This window comes from Kitasatospora sp. NPDC087315, from assembly GCF_044744345.1.
In the GTDB taxonomy this organism is placed as follows: Bacteria; Actinomycetota; Actinomycetes; order Streptomycetales; family Streptomycetaceae; genus Kitasatospora.
In genome coordinates this window covers 280264-298483 of sequence record NZ_JBIUYD010000006.1, presented here as the reverse complement: position 1 = coordinate 298483, position 18220 = coordinate 280264, and the positions used below count along the sequence as shown (strand labels likewise).

16 protein-coding genes are annotated in these 18220 nt (G+C 74.5%); 9 read left to right on the top strand and 7 right to left on the bottom strand.

Annotated elements, in window-relative coordinates:
* The first annotated feature begins 104 nt into the window (after positions 1-104).
* Positions 105-998 (top strand): chaplin, encoded by an 894-nt coding sequence (locus ACIO5D_RS11605; RefSeq protein WP_400653623.1) that lies wholly within the window; start codon positions 105-107, stop codon positions 996-998.
* Between the two features lie 243 nt (positions 999-1241).
* Here ACIO5D_RS11605 and ACIO5D_RS11600 read toward each other — a convergent pair whose 3' ends face one another.
* The gene (locus ACIO5D_RS11600; RefSeq protein WP_363608817.1) at positions 1242-1451 is read right to left on the bottom strand and encodes a DUF5703 family protein; all 210 of its coding nucleotides are present in this window, start codon (positions 1449-1451) and stop codon (positions 1242-1244) included.
* Between the two features lie 418 nt (positions 1452-1869).
* On the opposite strand from ACIO5D_RS11600, the gene ACIO5D_RS11595 reads away from it, so the two are divergent.
* Positions 1870-2475 carry a hypothetical protein gene (locus ACIO5D_RS11595; RefSeq protein ID WP_363608815.1) on the top strand — a complete coding sequence of 202 codons (606 nt, stop codon included), beginning with the start codon at positions 1870-1872 and terminating at the stop codon, positions 2473-2475.
* Positions 2476-2963: 488 nt separating this feature from the next.
* Here the strand turns inward: ACIO5D_RS11595 and ACIO5D_RS11590 are convergent, their stop codons facing one another.
* Both ACIO5D_RS11590 and ACIO5D_RS11585 read right to left on the bottom strand, forming a co-directional pair.
* Positions 2964-5231, bottom strand: coding sequence for an ATP-binding domain-containing protein (locus ACIO5D_RS11590; protein WP_400653622.1), 2268 nt, complete (start codon positions 5229-5231; stop codon positions 2964-2966).
* Positions 5232-5406: 175 nt separating this feature from the next.
* On the bottom strand, positions 5407-6387 hold the full coding sequence (locus ACIO5D_RS11585; RefSeq protein ID WP_363608811.1) for an aldo/keto reductase: 981 nt from the start codon (positions 6385-6387) through the stop codon (positions 5407-5409).
* Positions 6388-6608: 221 nt separating this feature from the next.
* Here ACIO5D_RS11585 and ACIO5D_RS11580 point away from each other — a divergent pair, with 221 nt between their 5' ends.
* Positions 6609-7655 carry an LLM class F420-dependent oxidoreductase gene (locus tag ACIO5D_RS11580; protein WP_363608809.1) on the top strand — a complete coding sequence of 349 codons (1047 nt, stop codon included), beginning with the start codon at positions 6609-6611 and terminating at the stop codon, positions 7653-7655.
* Positions 7656-7722: 67 nt separating this feature from the next.
* Here the strand turns inward: ACIO5D_RS11580 and ACIO5D_RS11575 are convergent, their stop codons facing one another.
* Positions 7723-8715 carry a magnesium and cobalt transport protein CorA gene (locus ACIO5D_RS11575; RefSeq protein WP_363608807.1) on the bottom strand — a complete coding sequence of 331 codons (993 nt, stop codon included), beginning with the start codon at positions 8713-8715 and terminating at the stop codon, positions 7723-7725.
* A 133-nt stretch (positions 8716-8848) separates the two neighbouring features.
* Between ACIO5D_RS11575 and ACIO5D_RS11570 the strand changes: the two genes are divergently transcribed.
* The 6 genes from ACIO5D_RS11570 (at position 8849) to mshC (ending at position 14728) form a co-directional block, all read left to right on the top strand.
* Positions 8849-9550 carry an MSMEG_4193 family putative phosphomutase gene (locus tag ACIO5D_RS11570; protein ID WP_400794847.1) on the top strand — a complete coding sequence of 234 codons (702 nt, stop codon included), beginning with the start codon at positions 8849-8851 and terminating at the stop codon, positions 9548-9550.
* A gap of 205 nt (positions 9551-9755) precedes the next feature.
* The gene (locus tag ACIO5D_RS11565; RefSeq protein WP_363608803.1) at positions 9756-10331 is read left to right on the top strand and encodes a DUF3090 domain-containing protein; all 576 of its coding nucleotides are present in this window, start codon (positions 9756-9758) and stop codon (positions 10329-10331) included.
* A gap of 44 nt (positions 10332-10375) precedes the next feature.
* Positions 10376-11173 (top strand): SCO1664 family protein, encoded by a 798-nt coding sequence (locus ACIO5D_RS11560; RefSeq protein WP_363608851.1) that lies wholly within the window; start codon positions 10376-10378, stop codon positions 11171-11173.
* Positions 11174-11376: 203 nt separating this feature from the next.
* Entirely contained in the window at positions 11377-12285 is a 909-nt protein-coding gene (locus tag ACIO5D_RS11555; protein ID WP_363608801.1) for a helix-turn-helix domain-containing protein, read from the top strand.
* A gap of 129 nt (positions 12286-12414) precedes the next feature.
* Positions 12415-13287: a carbohydrate-binding protein gene (locus ACIO5D_RS11550; RefSeq protein ID WP_400757502.1), complete on the top strand. Its 873-nt coding sequence runs from the start codon at positions 12415-12417 to the stop codon at positions 13285-13287.
* A 211-nt stretch (positions 13288-13498) separates the two neighbouring features.
* The gene (gene mshC, locus ACIO5D_RS11545; protein WP_363608797.1) at positions 13499-14728 is read left to right on the top strand and encodes a cysteine--1-D-myo-inosityl 2-amino-2-deoxy-alpha-D-glucopyranoside ligase; all 1230 of its coding nucleotides are present in this window, start codon (positions 13499-13501) and stop codon (positions 14726-14728) included.
* Positions 14729-14851: 123 nt separating this feature from the next.
* Here mshC and ACIO5D_RS11540 read toward each other — a convergent pair whose 3' ends face one another.
* The 3 genes from ACIO5D_RS11540 to ACIO5D_RS11530 all read right to left on the bottom strand — a co-directional run bounded on the left by ACIO5D_RS11540 (position 14852) and on the right by ACIO5D_RS11530 (position 18014).
* Positions 14852-15805, bottom strand: coding sequence for a PAC2 family protein (locus tag ACIO5D_RS11540; protein ID WP_363608795.1), 954 nt, complete (start codon positions 15803-15805; stop codon positions 14852-14854).
* Positions 15806-16054: 249 nt separating this feature from the next.
* Positions 16055-16882, bottom strand: coding sequence for an SGNH/GDSL hydrolase family protein (locus ACIO5D_RS11535; protein WP_400653618.1), 828 nt, complete (start codon positions 16880-16882; stop codon positions 16055-16057).
* A gap of 157 nt (positions 16883-17039) precedes the next feature.
* Positions 17040-18014, bottom strand: a complete 975-nt coding sequence (locus ACIO5D_RS11530; RefSeq protein WP_400653617.1) for a hypothetical protein — start codon at positions 18012-18014, stop codon at positions 17040-17042.
* Between the last annotated feature and the right edge of the window lie 206 nt (positions 18015-18220).

Sequence of the window (18220 nt, the reverse complement as noted above, 5' to 3'; positions counted from 1 at the left end):
GCCGGACCTTCGTTATTCCGTGTGCACGCGGAGACCTTGCTATCCATTCGGAAATTCCGACTTTCAGCAGGTCGTCCTGTCGTCTCAATATGTCAGGGGAAAATATGAGGAATGTAGCCAAGAAGGGGCTCCTCACGGCTGTGGCCGCCGGTGGCGTTCTGGCCTCGGCCGCCGGCTACGCCTATGCGGGCGCCGACGCGCAGGGGGTCGCGGCCGGTTCGCCGGGCGTGGCCTCCGGGAACTCGGTGCAGGTGCCGATCGAGGTGCCGATCAACGCCTGCGGCAACACCGTCGACGTGATCGGCCTGCTGAACCCGGCGTACGGCAACCACTGCGCCAACGTCAGCGGGCACCCCGGTGGGGCCGGATCCGGCCACGCGGGTTCGGGCACCGCGGGTTCGGGCAACGCGGGCTCCGGTCACGCGGGTTCGGGCAGCGCGGGCGCGGGCCAGGCCTCCTCCGGCCAGACCGCCTCCGGGGCGTCGGCCTCCGGAACGGCGGCCGGCTCGCCCGGTGTGCTCTCCGGGAACAGCGTCCAGGCGCCCGTGGACATCCCGGTCAACGCCTGCGGCAACACCGTCGACGTGGTCGGCGTCGGCAACCCCGCGTTCGGCAACGGCTGCGGCAATGTGAGTGCCCCGGTGGCCCCGCCGCACCACGAGTGCTCCGAGGAGTGCGTCTCGCCCTCGCCGACGCCCTGCCCCGGCCAGCCGTGCACGCCGACCTCTCCGCCCACCGGGGAGACCCCGCCGCCCACTCCGCGGTCGGTCACCCCCACTCCCACCCCGCCGGTGACCCCTGGCACGCGCACGACCCCGGCCAGTAGCCCGAGCGGCTCGGCGACTCCGGTCTCGGGCGTCACCAAGGGCTCCACGCCCGGTGGTGGCCAGCTGGCGGCGACCGGCGCGGGCAGCACCGAGCTGCTCGGCGCGGCCGGTCTGGCGCTGCTGCTCGGTGGTGGCGTCCTCTACCGCCGTTCCCGCGCCGGCGCGCGCTGAGCCGGGCGCCTCGATCGGAGGCGGCGGTCGATGTCGCGCGCCCCGCGGCCGTCGGACAGAACGGACGGCCGCAGGGCGCGTGAATGCTCAGGGAGCCCTCAGGACGGGCTCGGCACCTGGGAAGTCGGCGTCGGACGGGCCGGGGCCGGAAGGGTTGGGGCAGGGCGGCCGGGCAGTGACACCCAGACCGTGAACGCCCGGGGGGAGTGCCCGGGGTGGGAAAGGTTCGGGGCGGTGCGCCCGTCACCAGCTCCTGACCTGCCGGATGATCCGCCGCCGCAGCAGCACCGTCCGGCTGCCGTCGGGGAACAGGCGTAGTCTGTCCAGCTCCCAGTGCCCGTACTCGGCGTGCTCGGTGAGCAGTTGGCGTGCCGCGTTGCGGCTGGTGCCGCGCGGCATGCGCAGCGACTGGTACTCGTACTCCGGCTGCCGGACCGGCTTCGGTGGGGTCAAAACGCTCCTCCTGAGGGACACCTGCGGGCAAGCCTACGGCCTGCCTCCGACAACCGGCCGGGTATTTTCGGCCTCGCTCCCCACGCGCCCCTCGCGCGCTCCCTCCGGAGCCCGTCGGCCCGCAGCGGGCCCGCAGCCGTCCGTGGGCCGGCCCGCTGCCGGCCGCTTTCCGTCCGTCGGCCACCCGCCCGCCTGACTGTTCGTCAGCTTTGCTTCTCCTGCTGACGGGATACCCGGAACACGGCTCGCGAAGCGGCACCGGGCGGACCCCGCAGTGCCGTTTCGCGCCCCTCGCACAGGGCGTGCGCGGGCACAGAAGCACGCGGATCGGACATCAGGGGGGAAGTTGCGGTGAAATCGCGGGTGTAGGTGACAACCGCTGTGCGTGGTGACGCCGAGGGGAGATAGCGTCTGCACCATGTCTGATGCCGCGCAGCCCACCATTGCCGAGGTACGCGCCGCCGCCGAGGCGGTCAAGGCCGCCATCGACCGTCATCTGGAAGCGGTGTCAAGCCCCAGCGCAGCGGACGATCCCGCTGTGTTCGCCGCCTACGAGCAGCTCGCGACGGCGGCCATCGCCTACGACCAACTCCTCTACGAGGTCTACGACGAGGTGACCCCCTTCGAGGTCCCCGGTGACGAGGGCCCGGGCGGCTTCCATGGCCCCGAACAGCCCGAGGCGATCAGCGTGCTGATCCGCCGCGACTACCACATCGTCGACTCGAAGCGGCTGCGCGCCCAGGCCGAGCGGCTGGACGACTCGCTGACCCCGGGCGGGGGCGGGACGAGCGGGGTGAACGCCGCGATCGGTGTGCTGTTCGGCGAGTACGAGCCGGACGAGATCGCCGCCCGAAGCGAGGAGTTCGGCCTGGAGGAGGCCGATTCGACGCTCTGGGTCGCCGCCGCCGAGCCGACCGAGCCGGGGGAGTGGCTGCCGGAGCCGTTCGAGCACGCCGACCCGCAGCTGCTGATCTGCCGGTTCGACGTCAGCGAGGTCTACGACGACGAGGACCCCGACGACTGACCGGGGCGGGCGCGGGTGCGCCTGCGCCTGCCACACGGTCGGGGGCGGTACCGGGACGGAAGGTCCGGGTACCGCCCCCGGCCGTTCGTCCGACAGCGCGCGGCCAGGATCCGACAAGGCGTTCGAAGCGGAAGGCACGCGACGCGGCGGCGGCTCGGGCGGTGCCGACGACAGCTCCGGCGACGAGCAGACCGGCGAGGCCGGCCGCGATGGTGCCCGAACGTTTCTGCGGGGGCGCGTGGTTTCGGACGTTTCTTTCGCAACGCGGGCGGCGTCAGAGCCGGCGCAGTGCTCCGCCGGTCTGGGTCATGCGTCCAAGGTTCGATCCACCGTTGCCATGAGCCTGCTTTATGGCGAGCCCCGAGCCCCGAGCCCCGGCCCGGCGACAGTCCCGCCCCGGCGACAGTCCCGCCCCGGCCCGCATCCGGGGCGGGCATGCCGACGGGCGGGGCCCGCGTGGGCCCCGCCCGTGGTGTGGTGAGCGACGGTCAGTACGTCTGGGCGGCGTTCTCGGCGAGGATCGCGCGCAGGCGGGTCGTCCGGGGCAGCGCCGGGCGCTCGGCGACGGCCTGCGGGAGCGCCGGACCGGCCGCGTGGACCACGGAGAGATGGCGCTCGCCGCGACCGAAGGCGGTGTAGACCCACTGCCGGGTGAGCGCCTGGGCCGCGTCGTCGGGCAGCACGACCACGGCGCCCGGCCAGCGGCGGCCGGCCGCCTGGTGGACGGTCAGCGCCCAACCGTGCCGCAGCCGGCCGGCCTCCGCGGGCGGGACGGTGCGCCGGGCGCCGTCGGCGTACTCCAGGTGCAGGCCGGCGGCGTCGCCGTCGAGCACCCGGGCCGGGCGGGTGATGCCGGGGGCGGGGGAGTCGACCACCCGGTCGCCCGGGTCGAAGCCTCCGAAGCGGCCGGGGCCGGGGTTGAGCCGGGCCTTCGCGGCGGCGTTGAGCGCCCGGGTGCCGGCGGTGCCGCCGTGGCCGGGGGTGAGCAGCACCACCTGCTCGGCGGGGATGCCGAGCGCGCGCGGAATGGAGTCGGTGAGCAGCTGGACGGCGCGATGGACGGCCTCGCCGCCGTCCTTGGCGGTCAGGATGACCACCTCCTTGTCGGGCGCCTCCACCGGCTGGAGTTCACCGATGCCGACGCCGGAGACCAGCTCGCCGATCGGGCCGAAGTCCGGGGTGCGGGAGGCCGTCGAGGGGCAGACCCGGGCGGCCAGCAGATCGGCGAAGAAGCGGCCCGGGCCGGCCGACCAGAGCTGACCCGGGTCACCGCTGAGGACCAGACGGGTGCCGTCGGCCAGCGACTCCAGCAGGGTGGCGGCCAGCTCGACGTCCAGCAGCGGCGCGTCCAGGACGACGAGTACGTCCAGGGCGAGCGCGCCGTCCGAGGAGCGGCCGGGGCCGGACACCCCGGAGAGCAGCTCGGCCAGGGTGGCGACCGGCACCGGCGGGTGGTCGGCCGCGCCGTCGGCCGTGCCGCCCGTCGCGGTGACGAGCGCGGCGAAGCTGTCCCGGCCCTGGTCGGTCCAGGTGGCGGCCCAGGCGCGCAGCCCGAGGCCGGTGGCGGCGTTCAGCAGGGCGGCGGGTTCGGCCCGGGCGGCCTCGCCGCCGGTGTGGGTGACCAGGGCGCTTTCGGCCGCCGCGCGGATCAGGGCGGTCGCGGAGGACGAGGGCGCCGCCTCGGCGGCCGCCTCCCAGGCGGCCGGGCCGGGGGCGACGGGCTCCGGCGCGCCCTCCTCGGGCGCGTCCTCCGCCACCTCGTGGGCCTCCGCTGCCTCGCCCGCCTCCGCCTCCGCCTCGCCCGCCTCCGCCTCGACGTCGACGTCCTCCCCGGGGGCGAAGGTGGACATCAGCCGGACCAGCCCGTCCGCCAGGCTCTCCTCCGCCAGCGCCAGCCGCTCCAGGGTGAGCAGCGTCCGGGTCGGCGGTTCGTCGTCCTCGTCGCCGCCGACGGCGGCCTGCGCCTCGGGCCCGGTCAGCTCCTCCTGGAAGGCCATCGCCCGGCCGTCCACCACCGCCGACTGCAGCGCGGTGGCGGAGTCCGGCAGACCGAGCCGGTCGAGCCCGGCCGCGACCTCGCCGATCTCCACGGCGGAGTGGCCGCGCAGCGCCGACTGCTCCAGCAGCCAGGGCACCAGCGCCTGGGCCCGGCGGGGGTCGCCAGGGCCGGCGGCGGGGCCGAGCAGGCCGCGGGCGAAGCCGTCCGCGTGCTCGGGGCGGACACCGGGCAGGGACAGCACCGCCCACGGATCGGCACGCAGCTGTTCGGCGGCGCCGTCGCCGAACTCGGCCACGGCGGCGGACGCGAGATCGGCGGGTGCGCCGCCCGCGGTCAGCACCTCGGCGGTGGCCCGCAGGGCCTGTGCCCGCTGCTCGTCCGTCACGGCGTGCGCCCGGGGCGGCGTCGGCCCGGCCGCCTCCGCCGGCGCGGTTCCACCGGCCGGGGCCGGGGCCGCCGCCACCGGAGTCGGGGACGACGGGCCCTGGGCCGCCGTGCCCTGGGCCGCCGTGCTCTGCGGCGCCGCGCTCGGCGAGGACGGGGCCTGCGAGGAGGAGGCCTGCGGTGCCGGGGCCTGCGGTGCCGGGATTCCGGACGCCGGGCCGATCTGCTGCTTCCCGGTCGCCCCGATCGCCCGGATCGCCGCCGCCACCGCCGCGACGGCGGCCGCCTTGTCGCCGCGGTCCGCGCCCGCCTGGTCGCCGCCGTCCACGCCCGCCGAGGTCTCCTCCTGAGCGCCGTTCTCCGTGTCACTCATCGTTCGCTCCAAGAAAGGTCACTCCACTGCTGGCGCCGGGCCTCCGCCGCAGGCGCGGCCGGCGTGGTCGGGCCGGCCGTGCCGCGCGCGGCGGCCCGGTCGGTCAGGTCGGTCGATCGGTCGATTCAGTTGGTCGGTGAGCGGCCGGGAACAGGCGGACCGCACCCGGGCCGTTCTACAGCTCGGTCCACCCCTGGTCCGGGTACCGGTGCACCGGCGACGAGATGTCGTCGAGCGCACCACGGATCTCACCCGGAAGCGTAAGCGCCTCCACCGACAGTGCCGCCTGCAGTTGCGCCACCGTCCGGGCGCCGACCAGCGCGCTGGCCACCCCGGGCCGGTCCCGGACCCAGGCCAGGGCCACCGCGAGCGGGCTGCTGGCCAGCCCGTCGGCGGCGGTGGCGACGGCGTCCACGATCCGCCGCGAGCGCTCCCCGAGGTACGGCTGGACGAAGCCGGACAGGTACGGCGAGGCGCCGCGCGAGTCCTGCGGCACGCCGTGCCGGTACTTGCCGGTGAGCACGCCCCGCCCGAGCGGCGAGGAGGCGAGCACGCCCACGCCCGCGTCCCGGGCCGCGGGCAGTGCCTCGCGCTCGATGCCCCGCTGGAGCAGCGAGTACTCCAGCTGCGCCCCGGCCAGCGGCGTGCGGCCGTGGTGGGCGTGCTGCCAGGTGGCGGCCTTGGCGAGCTGCCAGCCGCTGTAGTCGCAGACGCCGACGTACCGGGCGCGCCCGGAGGCCACGGCGATGTCGAGGGCGCTGAGCGTCTCCTCCATCGGCGTCGCCGGGTCGAAGGCGTGCACCTGGAGGAGGTCCACGTAGTCGGTGCCGAGGCGGCGGAGCGAGGCGTCCAGGGCGGTGAGCAGGTGGCCGCGGGAGCCGTCGAAGCGGCGGCCGGACTCCGGGACGCTGCCCGCCTTGGTGGCGATGATCAGCTCGGAGCGGGGGATCAGGTTCTCGGTGAGCCGGGAGAGCAGGTACTCGGCGCCCCCGTCGGCGTACACATCGGCGGTGTCGACCAGGTTGCCGCCGGCGTCCACGAACTCCTTGAGCTGCTCGGCGGCCTCGTGCTCGTCGGTGTCGCGGCCCCAGGCCATGGTGCCGAGGCCGAGCCGGGAGACCTGCAGCCCGGTACGGCCGAGGTGACGCTTTTCCATCGGACGGGCCCTCCACTGGCCGGTAAACGTGCAGGTGGGGAGAGGCTTCTCCACGTCGGCTGAGCGTAGCGGCCGGTGCCCGGACAGATGGGCCGACCCGCAGAACGATCACTACTCGCCCGGCTCGCCCGAATGTGACCAGGCCCACGACTACCGGCCAGTAGCATGACCGCCGGGCGCACGGCTACCCTCGCGGACAACCCGACTGGAAGGCATGGCACATGCGACTGGGCATCAACCTCGGCTACTGGGGACTCGGCATGGACGCCGACAACATCGCGGTCGCCGAAGAGGCCGACCGGCTGGGCTACTCGGTCTGCTGGGCGGCCGAGGCGTACGGCTCGGACGCCGCCACCGTGCTGTCGTTCGTCGCGGCCAGGACCGAACGGATCGACGTCGGCTCGGCCATCTTCCAGATCCCGGCCCGCACCCCGGCGATGACCGCGATGACGGCGGCCACCCTGGACACCCTCTCCGGCGGCCGGTTCCGGCTCGGCCTGGGCGTCTCCGGGCCGCAGGTCTCCGAGGGCTGGTACGGCGTGAAGTTCGACAAGCCGCTGGCCCGCACCCGCGAGTACGTCGAGATCATCCGCAAGGCGATGTCCCGTGAGCGCCTGGTCCACGAGGGCGCCCACTGGACGCTGCCGCTGCCCGGCGGGCCCGGCAAGCCGATCAAGCTCACCGTGCACCCGGTGCGCGAGCACATCCCGCTGTACATCGCCGCGATCGGCCCGAAGAACCTGGAGCAGACCGGCGAGATCGCCGACGGCTGGCTCGGCATCTTCTTCTCGCCCGAGCACGCCGCGCTCTCCGTCGACCCGCTGCGGGCCGGCCGCGCCAGGACCGGTCAGAGCCTGGACGGCTTCGACCTCTGCCCGACCGTCACCATCGCGGTCGGCGAGGACGTCGCCGCGGGCGTCGACGCCCAGCGTTCGTACGCCGCGCTCTACATCGGCGGCATGGGCAGCAAGGAGAAGAACTTCTACAACCAGCTCGCCCGGCGGATGGGCTACGAGCAGGCGGCGGACGAGATCCAGCAGAGGTACCTCGCCAAGGACTACGCGGGCGCCGCCGCGGCCGTCCCGCACGACCTGATCGACGCCACCTCGCTGATCGGCGACACCGCCCGGATCGCGGACCGGATGCAGGCCTACGCCGACGCGGGCGTCACCACGCTCACCCTGGCCCCGTCCGGGTTCGGCCTGGACGAGCGGATCACGGCGCTGCGCACCGGCGTCGCGGCCCTGGAGCGCGCCGGGCTGGCCTGAGCCCGACCGCCCCGGCGCCGGCCGGGGCCCGCCCCGGGGACTCGGGGCGGGCCCGGCCGGCCGCGCGCTACAGCCAGTCGTGCCGCTTGAACACCCGGTGCAGCACCACGCAGACCGCCACCATCAGCGACAGCGCCGCCGGGTACCCCCAGGGCTGGCGCAGCTCGGGCATGTCGGCGAAGTTCATCCCGTACACACCCGCGATCATGGTCGGCACGGCGGCCAGCGCCGCCCAGGCCGAGATCTTCCGCATGTCGTTGTTCTGCTGCACGCTGACCTGCGCCAGGTTGGCGCTCAGGATGTCCGACAGCAGCCGGTCCATGCCGTCCACCTGGTCGTTGGCCCGGGCCAGGTGGTCGGCGACGTCCCGCAGGTACGGCAGCGCCCGGGGGGTGATGAACGGCACCCCGCCGCGTTCCAGCCGCAGCATCGGCTCCAGCAGCGGGCCGGTGGCCCGGCGGACCGTCATCAGCTGGCGCTTGTAGCCGTAGATCCGCCCGGCGTTGTCGCGGCCGACCCGGCCGGGGGCGAAGACGTCGGCCTCCAGCTCGTCCAGGTCGGCCTGGAGCCCGGTGGCGACGTCGGCGTACCCGTCCACCACCGTGTCGCAGACCGAGTGCAGCACCGCGCTCGGGCCGTACCGCAGCAGCTCAGGCTGCTCCTCCAGACGGGCCCGCAGGCCGCTGAGCGGGCTGTCGGTGCCGTGGCGGACCGTCATCACGAAGTCCTCGCCGACGAAGACCATCACCTCGCCGCTGGTCACCGCGTGCCCGCCGGGGTGGTAGCCGAGCGTCTTGAGCGCCACGAACAGCGAGCCCTGGTAGGCCTCGATCTTGGGGCGCTGGTGCGCGCTGACGGCGTCCTCGACGGCCAGCGGGTGCAGCGAGAACTCCTTGCTGACCTGGTCGAGTTCCTCGGCGGTCGGCTCGAACAGGCCTATCCAGACGAAGCTGCCCCGGCCGGCCGCCCGCGCGGCGGCCAGGGCGCCGGTGTGGTCGGCGGGCGCCTCGATCCGGAGGCCGTCGCGGTAGATGGCGCAGTGGACGATCATGCGGGACATTCTGACCCCTGCACGGCCGTCGTGGGGCCACCTCGCCCCGGCCGTCGTACCGGTCCGGCCCCGGCCGTCCCCGCCCGTCGTACCGGTCCGGGCCCGGAGCGGATCCCGGCCGGGAGGTCGTACGCTAGGCCCCATGCCCACCCTGCTGCTCGTCCGCCACGGCCGCTCCACCGCGAACACCGCCGGAATCCTGGCCGGTTGGACGCCCGGGGTGGACCTCGACGACACCGGGCGCGCCCAGGCCGCCGCGCTGGCCGGCCGGCTCGCCGGCATCCCGCTGGCCCGGGCGGTCAGCAGCCCGCTGGACCGCTGCCGGCAGACCCTGGAGCCGCTGCTCGCCGCCCGGCCCGAGCTGGGCGCGCCCACCGAGGACGACCGCCTCGGCGAGTGCCACTACGGGGAGTGGACCGGCCGCCCGCTCGCCGAGCTGGCCGGGGAGCCGCTCTGGCGCACCGTCCAGGACCACGCTGCCGCGGCCGCCTTCCCCGGCGGGGAGTCGCTGCGTGAGCTGAGCCACCGTACGGTGAGCGCCGTCCGCGAGTGGAACGAGAAGATCGCCGCCGACCACGGCGGGGACGCGGTCTGGATCGCCTGCTCGCACGGCGACGTGATCAAGGCCGTGGTGGCCGACGCCCTCGGCCTGCACCTCGACCACTTCCAGCGGATCAGCGTCGAGCCCTGCTCGGTCACCGCGATCCGCTACACCCCGCAGCGGCCCTTCGTGCTGAGAATGGGCGACACCGGCGACCTCTCCTCGCTCGCCCCCGGAACGGGCGGCGGCCAGGGCGCTCCGGCCGGGGACGCGGTGGTCGGCGGCGCCACCGGCACCGCCTGAGGCCGGTCCCGCGGCCGGGTCGCCGTGGCCGGGTCCGCCCGCGGCGACCCGGCCGCCACCGCCCGGCCACCCGCCGGTCACCGACTCGGCTCCCCGGCCCCGGCCGGGAGGTCGTAGGGTGACTAGCGAGCCCCGCCACAGCCCAACCCATGACGTCATAACGATCCATACGATCGACTCGATCGACACGATCCGGAGCGAGAGCGTGCCCCGTCAGGTCTTCTTCTACGACCAGCCCGAACGGTTCGTGGCCGGCACCGTCGGCCAGCCCGGCGCCCGGGCGTTCTACCTGCAGGCCAGCGCCCGGGGGCGGATCACCAGCGTGCTGCTGGAGAAGACCCAGGTCGCCGCGCTCGCGGAGCGGATCGAGGAGGTCCTCGACGAGGCCCTGCGGCGCAGCGGCGGCGACGCCGCCATCCCGGCCGCCGCCCCGCAGGACCTGCTCGACACCGCGCCGCTCGACCTGCCGCTGGAGCAGGAGTTCCGGGTCGGCACCATGGCCCTGGCCTGGGACAGCATCGACGGCTGCCTGGTGGTCGAGGCGCAGGCGGTGATCGAGGACGAGGAGGAGGACGGCGGGGACGCCGCCGAGGCGGTCTTCGAGGACGACGAGAAAGGCCCCGACATGCTGCGGGTGCGGCTCTCCGGCGCGATGGCCCGGGTGTTCGCCAAGCGGGCGCTGGACCTGGTCGCGGCCGGCCGCAAGCCCTGCCCGTTCTGCAACCTGCCGCTCGACCCGGAGGGCCATCTGTGCCCGCGCGCGAACGGTTACCGGCGCTGAACACCGAGACCCCGCCCGAGGCCGACCCGGCCGCCGCCGCGGCCCTGGCCGCCGACGTGCCCACCGCTCTGCTGCTGCTGCGCGAGGGCGAGCTGACCGTCCACGGCAGGCTCACCGACGCCTCCAACGCGGCGCTCTACTGCAGCGTCACGCTGGACTCGCTGACCGCGCAGGCCGTCTACAAGCCGGTCGCCGGTGAACGCCCGCTCTGGGACTTCCCGGACGGCACGCTGGCCGGCCGCGAGGTCGCCGCGTACGAGCTCGCCGCCGCCACCGGCTGGGCGCTGATACCGCCCACGGTGCTGCGCGAGGGCCCGTACGGGACGGGCATGGTGCAGCTCTGGGTCGAGCCGGACCCGGGCGCCGATCCGCTGCTCGCCCTCCAGGATCCGCGGGGCCCGGAGGCCGGCTGGCTGCCGATCGTCCGCGCGGAGGTCGGCGACGGCCGGACCGCGCTGCTGGTCCACCCCGACGACCGGCGGCTGCGCCGGATGGCGGTGCTGGACGCCGTCCTCAACAACGCCGACCGCAAGGGCGGTCATCTGATCGCCGCCGCCGACGGCCGGATCTACGGCATCGACCACGGCGTCACCTTCAACACCGAGGGCAAGCTGCGTACCCTGCTCTGGGGCTGGGCCGGGCAGCCGCTGCCCGACGAGGCGCTGGAGGTGCTGGCCGGGCTCGCCGAGCAGCTGGACGGTGCCCTCGGCGAGCGGCTCGCCCCGCACCTGACCGCGGCCGAACTCGCCGCCGCCCGCGCCCGGGTGGCCGAACTCCGTCGCACCGGCCGGCACCCGCTGCCGTCCGAGGAGTGGCCGTCCATCCCCTGGCCGCCGATCTGACCGCCCGTGCCCCGGGCCCGGTCCGGCCCGTCCCGCCGGGCGCATGATCTCCCGGGCCCGGCCAGGCCGGTGCCGCCGGGCGCACGACCGGCCGGACGGCACCCCAGTGGTCTGGACCGGTGGCGCGAGCGGCCGCAGACTGCTCCGATGGACGAGCGACGGACCACCCCCAACCCGCCGACCGCGCCCCACCGGACCGGCCGATGAGCGACACCCGCACGCTGGACCTGCCGATGCACCGTCTCCAGGTCCCGCTGCCGCACCTGCTGCCCTTCGCGATCGGCAGCTTCGACACCATCGGCCCGCTCTCCCGCGCGGGCTTCCCCCACCGGCATTCCTTCTACGAGATCGTCCTCGTCACCGGAGGCCGCGGTGCCCACGTGCTCGACCTGGTCCACCGGCCGCTGCGGCCGCCCCAGTTGTGCGTGATCGCGCCCGGCCAGGTGCACTACTGGGCGGACGCGGACGGTCTCACCGGACAGGTCGTGCTGTTCAACGAGGACTTCCTGTTCTCGCAGCCGAAGGACCTCACCGCGCTGCGCACCCTGGCCGCCCGGCCCGGTCTGCGGCTCGGTGAACAGGCCGGCGCCATCGGCGCGCTGCTGGCCGACATGGAGCACGAGTACCGGACCAGGGCGCCCGGTTACGCGGGTGTGCTGCGGGCGAGCCTGCACATCCTGATCGTCCGCGCGCTGCGGGCCGCGGTCCCCGGCGAGGGCGGTGCGGCGCCCGGCCGGTCGGCCGAACTGGCCTCCGCCTTCACCCGGTTGATCGGTCTGCCGGGCGGGGAGCAGCGCTCGGTGGCCTCCTGTGCGCAGGAGTTGGGCGTCTCGCCCGGCCATCTGCAGACTCTGGTCAAGCAGGTCACCGGCCGGACGCCGGGCCGGCTGATCCGCCAGCAGCAGACCCTGGAGGCCAAACGGCTGCTGGCCTGCACAGATTTGACGATTCGTCAGGTCGCTCGGGAGGCCGGCTTCGGTGATCCGGCCTACTTCTGCCGTTTCTTCCGCCGGGAGACCGGGATGACGCCGGGGGAGTTCCGGGCCCGGGTCGGAGGAAATCACCACGATCCCCGGATCGCGTCCATCGCCGCGGCCCCGGACGCCCCGTAGGTTGACTGCTGGCCGCCGGTGGCCGGCCCGGTCCGTCCGGGCGACCGCCGGCCCGGTCCTTGTCATGCCCCCACCATGGCAAGGACCGCCCACCCATCTCCAGTCCCACCCCCACGAAGGAGTCGGCGCATGCCCGCATCCGAAGAGCCCACCCCCGGGCCGGAGGGCCTGATCGACCGCCGGATCAGCCGCAAGACGGTCCTCAGGGCCGCCGCGGTGCTCGGCACCGCCCCGCTACTGGTCGGCGGCGGGGCCGCGCTGGCCCGCGACCGGGCCGGCACCGGCGAGGCGCCCGGCCTCACCCCCGCCTGCCACGACGGCGACGATCCCACCATCGAGCAGACCGAGGGCCCCTACTTCAAGCCCAACTCCCCGCTGCGGACCTCGCTGATCACCAACAGCACCCCCGGCACCCGGCTGACCGTCAGCGGCTACGTCTTCGGCCGGGCCTGCCTGCCGATCGCGGGCGTCCTGCTCGACTTCTGGCAGGCCGACGTCAACGGCGCCTACGACAACGTCGGGTTCACCTTCCGCGGCCACCAGTTCACCGACGCCCAGGGCGCGTTCAGCCTCACCACCATCGTCCCCGGCCTCTACCCGGGCCGCACCCGGCACATCCACGTGAAGCTCCAGGCGCCCGGCCGCCCGGTGCTCACCACCCAGCTCTACTTCCCGGGTGAGCCGCGCAACAGCACCGACACCATCTACGACGCGCGGCTGCTGATGAACGTCCGCCAGGTCGGCTCGGCGAAGGAGGGCACCTACGACTTCGTCCTGAACGTCCCGCAGACACCCACCACCCCGCCGACCAGCCCGGGCCCCAGCACCACGCCCACCACGCCCCCGACCACCCCGCCCGGCGGCAGCTGGACCGTGGGCACGCTCTACAACGCGGGCGACCGCGTCACCTACTCCGGCGTCTCCTACCAGTGCCTCCAGGGGCACACCGCCGTCACCGGCTGGGAGCCGCCGAACGTGCCGGCCCTCTGGAAGCGGCTGTAGCGGCTCCGGCCGCCTTCCCCGAGGAGCCGGGCGCCCGGTCGGCGGCAGGGTCGGCCGGGCGCTCACCGCCGGGGTGTACGGCCCCGTTCGGACCGGGTCAAGAGCCGGTCCGTATCAGTCGGGAAGCGCTCAGGCAACGCCTGGAAGCGAATCCAGTCGATCTTGCGTACTGGTTAGGCTTTCAAATGTTCGCGAGGTTAAAGTCAGTTCCATGCATGCCTGGCCCGCCTCCGAGGTTCCCGCCCTGCCTGGTCAGGGGCTCCCCCTTCGTATCCACGACACCGCAGCGGGCTGTATCCGGGAGGTCGTGCCGCAGGACGGCACCGCCCGGATCTACGTCTGCGGCATCACGCCCTACGACGCGACCCACATGGGCCACGCCGCCACCTACAACGCCTTCGACCTGGCGCAGCGAGTGTGGAAGGACGCCGGCCACGACGTCCTGTACGTGCAGAACGTCACCGACGTGGACGACCCGCTGCTGGAGCGCGCCGTCGCCACCGGCCAGGACTGGACGGAGCTCGCCGAGCGCGAGACGGCCCTGTTCCGCGAGGACATGACCGCCCTGCGGCTGCTCCCGCCGGCCCACTACATCGGCGCCGTGGAGTCGATCCCGTGGATCGTCCCGCTGGTCCAGAAGCTGCTGGCGAGCGGAGCCGCCTACGAGGTGGACGGCGACATCTACTTCTCGGTCGAGTCCGACCCGCACTTCGGCGAGGTCTCCGGCCTCACCCCCGAGGCCATGCGGCCGGTCTTCGCCGAACGCGGCGGCGACCCGGACCGCCCGGGCAAGCGCAACCCGCTCGACGCCCTGCTCTGGCTCTCCGCCCGCCCGGGCGAGCCCGCCTGGGACACCGAGCTCGGCCACGGCCGCCCCGGCTGGCACATCGAGTGCGTCGCCATCGCCCTGCGCTACCTCGGCATGTCCTTCGACATCCAGGGCGGCGGCAGCGACCTCTCCTTCCCGCACCACGAGATGGGCGCCGCCCACGCCCAGGTCGCCACCGGCCACCACCCGTACGCCAAGGCGTACGTGCACGCCGGCATGGTCGGCCTGGACGGGCACAAGATGTCCAAGTCCCGCGGCAACCTGGTCTTCGTCTCGGCGCTGCGCCGTGAGGGCGTCGACCCGGCGGCGATCCGCCTCGCCCTGCTCTCGCACCACTACCGCGAGGACTGGGAGTGGACGAAGGGCACCCTGGACGAGGCCGTGGAGCGCCTGGCCCGCTGGCGCGCGGCGGTCTCCCGCCCGGACGGTCCGCCGGCGGAGGCGCTGCTCGCCGCGGTCCGCGAGGCGCTCGCGCACGACCTGGACGCGCCCGCCGCGCTGGCCGCCGTCGACCGCTGGGCCGCCCTCCAGGACGCCGAGGGCGGGACGGACATCGGCGCGCCCGGCCTGGTCTCGCGCACCGTGGACGCCCTGCTCGGCGTCGCGCTCTGAGGCGTGCCGGACAAGCCGTAGGCGCGGCCCGGCCGCGACGGTCGAAGGGGCGTCAGGACCACTGGTCCTGACGCCCCTTCGGCATGCCGTAAGCCCGTCCACCCGTCCACCCGGGCGGACGCGTCAGTCGTCCTCGCCGCCGTCCTGGCTCTCCCGCGCGCCCGGCGCCTCGGGGTCGTTCGGCCGTTCCGCCGTGGTCGCGTGCCCGGCGATGGGCTTCTCGCCCGTCGGGCCGACGTTCTCCCGGCGGCGCAGATAGCGCTCGAACTCCCGGGCGATCGCGTCGCCCGAGGCCTCCGGCAGCTCGGCGGTGTCCTGCGCCTCCTCCAGCTGCTGGACGTACTCGGCCACCTCGCTGTCCTCGGCGGCGAGCTGGTCCACGCCGAGCTGCCAGGCCCGGGCGTCCTCGCCGAGCTCGCCCGGCGGGATGCGCAGGTCCAGCAGGTCCTCCAGCTTGTTGATCAGCGCCAGGGTCGCCTTGGGGTTCGGCGGCTGCGCGACGTAGTGCGGCACCGCCGCCCAGAGCGTGACGGCCGGCACACCGGCGTGCGCGCAGGCCTCCTGCAGCACCCCGACGATCCCGGTGGGCCCCTCGTAGCGGCTCTCCTCCAGGTCCAGCCGGCGGGCCAGCTCCGGGTCGGAGGTCACCCCGCTGACCGGCACCGGGCGGCTGTGCGGGGTGTCGCCGAGCAGCGCGCCCAGGATCACCACCAGCTCGGCGCCCAGCTCGTGCGCGAAGCCGAGCAGCTCGTTGCAGAACGAGCGCCAGCGCATGCTGGGCTCGATACCGCGCACCAGGACGATGTCCCGGGTCTTGGGCTCCGTCACCCGGATCACCGAGAGCCGGGTGGTGGGCCAGGTGATCCGGCGGATGCCGCCGTCCAGCCAGACCGTCGGCCGGTTGACCTGGAAGTCGTAGTAGTCCTCCGCGTCCAGGGCGGCGAACACCTTGCCGCCCCAGGTCTCGTCCAGATGTGCCAGAGCCGCGGAGGCGGCGTCGCCCGCGTCGTTCCAGCCCTCGAAGGCGCAGACCATCACCGGGTCGATCAACTCGGGAACATCTTCCAGCTCGATCACCCAGTGTCTCCCTCCGGTCGGCGGACGGCCGTGCACCGCCCCGGCTGGCCTGCCGGGGCGCCGACGGGCCGGCTGCCGACTGTCGAACCTCTCGTCACCGATGGAACGCCTCGCTCCATGGTCCCTACCTGCCCAGCCTACGGGCTTTGATGCGCGGCACGGCCGGGCACCGGGACAGTCTGGGGGAGCGGGGCGCCATGATCCAGCGGATATCCGCAGGGCGCCGACGGCAGCCGCCGGCCGCCGTGTCTACCGGGGCCCGGTGGCGGCCGTGACGGCCGGGAGATATCCGAGGGACTGTCCCTCGGAGGTGGGGTGGAAGGACTCCCAGAGCCTGGTCAGCACGATTCCGGTGATCCACTCCCGCCCCGCGCCCGCGCAGACGCCGTGGCCCTCGAACGGTGCCCGGACGTCCGCGAAGGCGAAGCCCCGGGCTTCGGCCTGACGGTTGATCAGCTCGTCGAGCCCGTCGGTGAGCGCGTTGAACCGCTGCCGGCGGGCGTCGGTGCCGATCAGGCAGGTGGTGCCGGTCCGCAGCAGGTGCGGGTAGCCGGTGACCACCACCCGGGCGGCCGGGGCGGCGGCCCGGACGCCGTCGTAGAGGGCGGAGAGCCGGTCGGGCAGCTCCTCGCGCAGCCGGCGCTCGGACTCGTCCAGCGCCTTGTCGCAGCGGCCGTCGGTGGTGAGCGGCTGCAGGCAGCTCCCGGCGGCGTCGGCGAAACCGAGGTCGTTGCCGCCGACGGTGAGGGTCACCACGGTGGTGTCGGCCCCGACCTTCGGCAGCTGGTCGCGCTGGACGTCCGCCGTGGTGGCCCCGGCGCACGCGGCGGCCAGGACGTCGGTGGCACCGTGGTCGGCGGCCCAGAGCGCGGGGTAGGCGCGGGCGCTGCGGTGGCAGTCGCCGCTGTCCTGTTCGTAGGGGCCGGCCGCGACCCCGGCGGCGTAGGAGTCGCCCAGTGCGGCGTACCGGGGCGGGGTGTCGACGGTGTACCCGTCGGCCGCGTGGGCGGGCACGGCGACACAGAGGGCGAGGAGCGGGGCGGCGGCCAGGGCGGCCGGCGGGCGGTGGCGCTGCACGGCGGTTCTCCGGGGGTCCGACGGCCGGGCGCGGTCCGCCTCGACCCGTCAGGCACGGATCGTAGCCGAATCATGACGCATCGTCACATCCCGCCCTGGTGGCGCCACCTCCCGGTCGGGGGCGCCACGATCCACCGCCGGCCGGGGCGGGCGCGGTTCAGCGCACCCAGCCGCGCCGGTAGGAGTCCCAGTGCTCCGGGGTGGCGGCGAAGTCCACGTACAGCGCGACGCCGAAGTTCTGCCGCCGCAGGTCCTGCCGGCCGAGGCCGAGCCGGACGCCGCGCACGGCGGCGTCGACCGTCTCGGCCTTGCCCCAGTGGCCCCACTTGTCCTCCCAGAAGAACGGCAGGCCCATCAGCAGGTCCACGTCCTCCGGGGTGGCCTCCAGCGCGAGCTCGGTCTGCAGGGCGACGTAGCCGCCGAACAGGGGCTCGGTCGGCATGCTGGAGTCGTAGGTCATCACCGCGATCTGGTCGACCCGGCGGGCGGTCTCGGCGAAGTAGGCCCGGTCCCACCACTTGCCGTGGTCGGTGAGCAGGATCCCGGCGGTGTGCAGCCCGGGTACCGGGTCGATCTGCGGGGCGGCGACCGACAGCTGCGCGCCGCGCCCGGAGGTCACCTCGCCGACCTGGTCGAGCAGCGAGAGCCAGCCGGCCGAGCCGGGGCGGATCGGCTCCATGTCGAAGTGCACCCCGTCGAAGCCGAGGTCGAGCACCTGGCGGGCGGAGGCGGTGACCCGGTCCCGGGTGGCGGCGTCCTCCAGGTCCAGGGCGTCCTTCTCGGGCTTGACCTCGTCGCCGAGCCAGCTCTGCAGCCGGATCCGCGGCATCGCCCGGTGCACGGCGTCGGTGAACCAGCGGGCCCTCGGGTGGACGGACGGCGGCAGCGTGCCGTCGTGCTCCAGCGGGCCGGTGTGGACGTACAGGTCGCGGATGCCGGTGCCGGCGAGCCGGGCGGCGAGTGCGGTGATGTCCTCCTCGGTCTTGCGGCCGTCCACCCAGGCGTGCCCCAGCCAGACCGCGTCCCGGCCCCGGGTGCGGGCCTCGGGGGAGGCGTCCCCGGTGTACTGCAGCCGCAGGGCCAGCGCCCCCGCGCCGATCGACGCCACCGGTACGGTCAGCGCGACCAGCACCACCGCGAGTGATCTGCGCCACCGCGACCAGCCGCGCCACCTGGTCCGGAGGGCCCGGAACGGTACCCCCAGGATTGTTCCCGCCCGCCGAATGCCTGTCCGGAACTTGGCCATGCAGTTGCTCCCCCCTTGCGGCAGAGCGCTCAGGATACGGAATGCCCACCGGCTCGCGCCGTGGGCCGGATACCCTGGCCACGTGCGTCCCC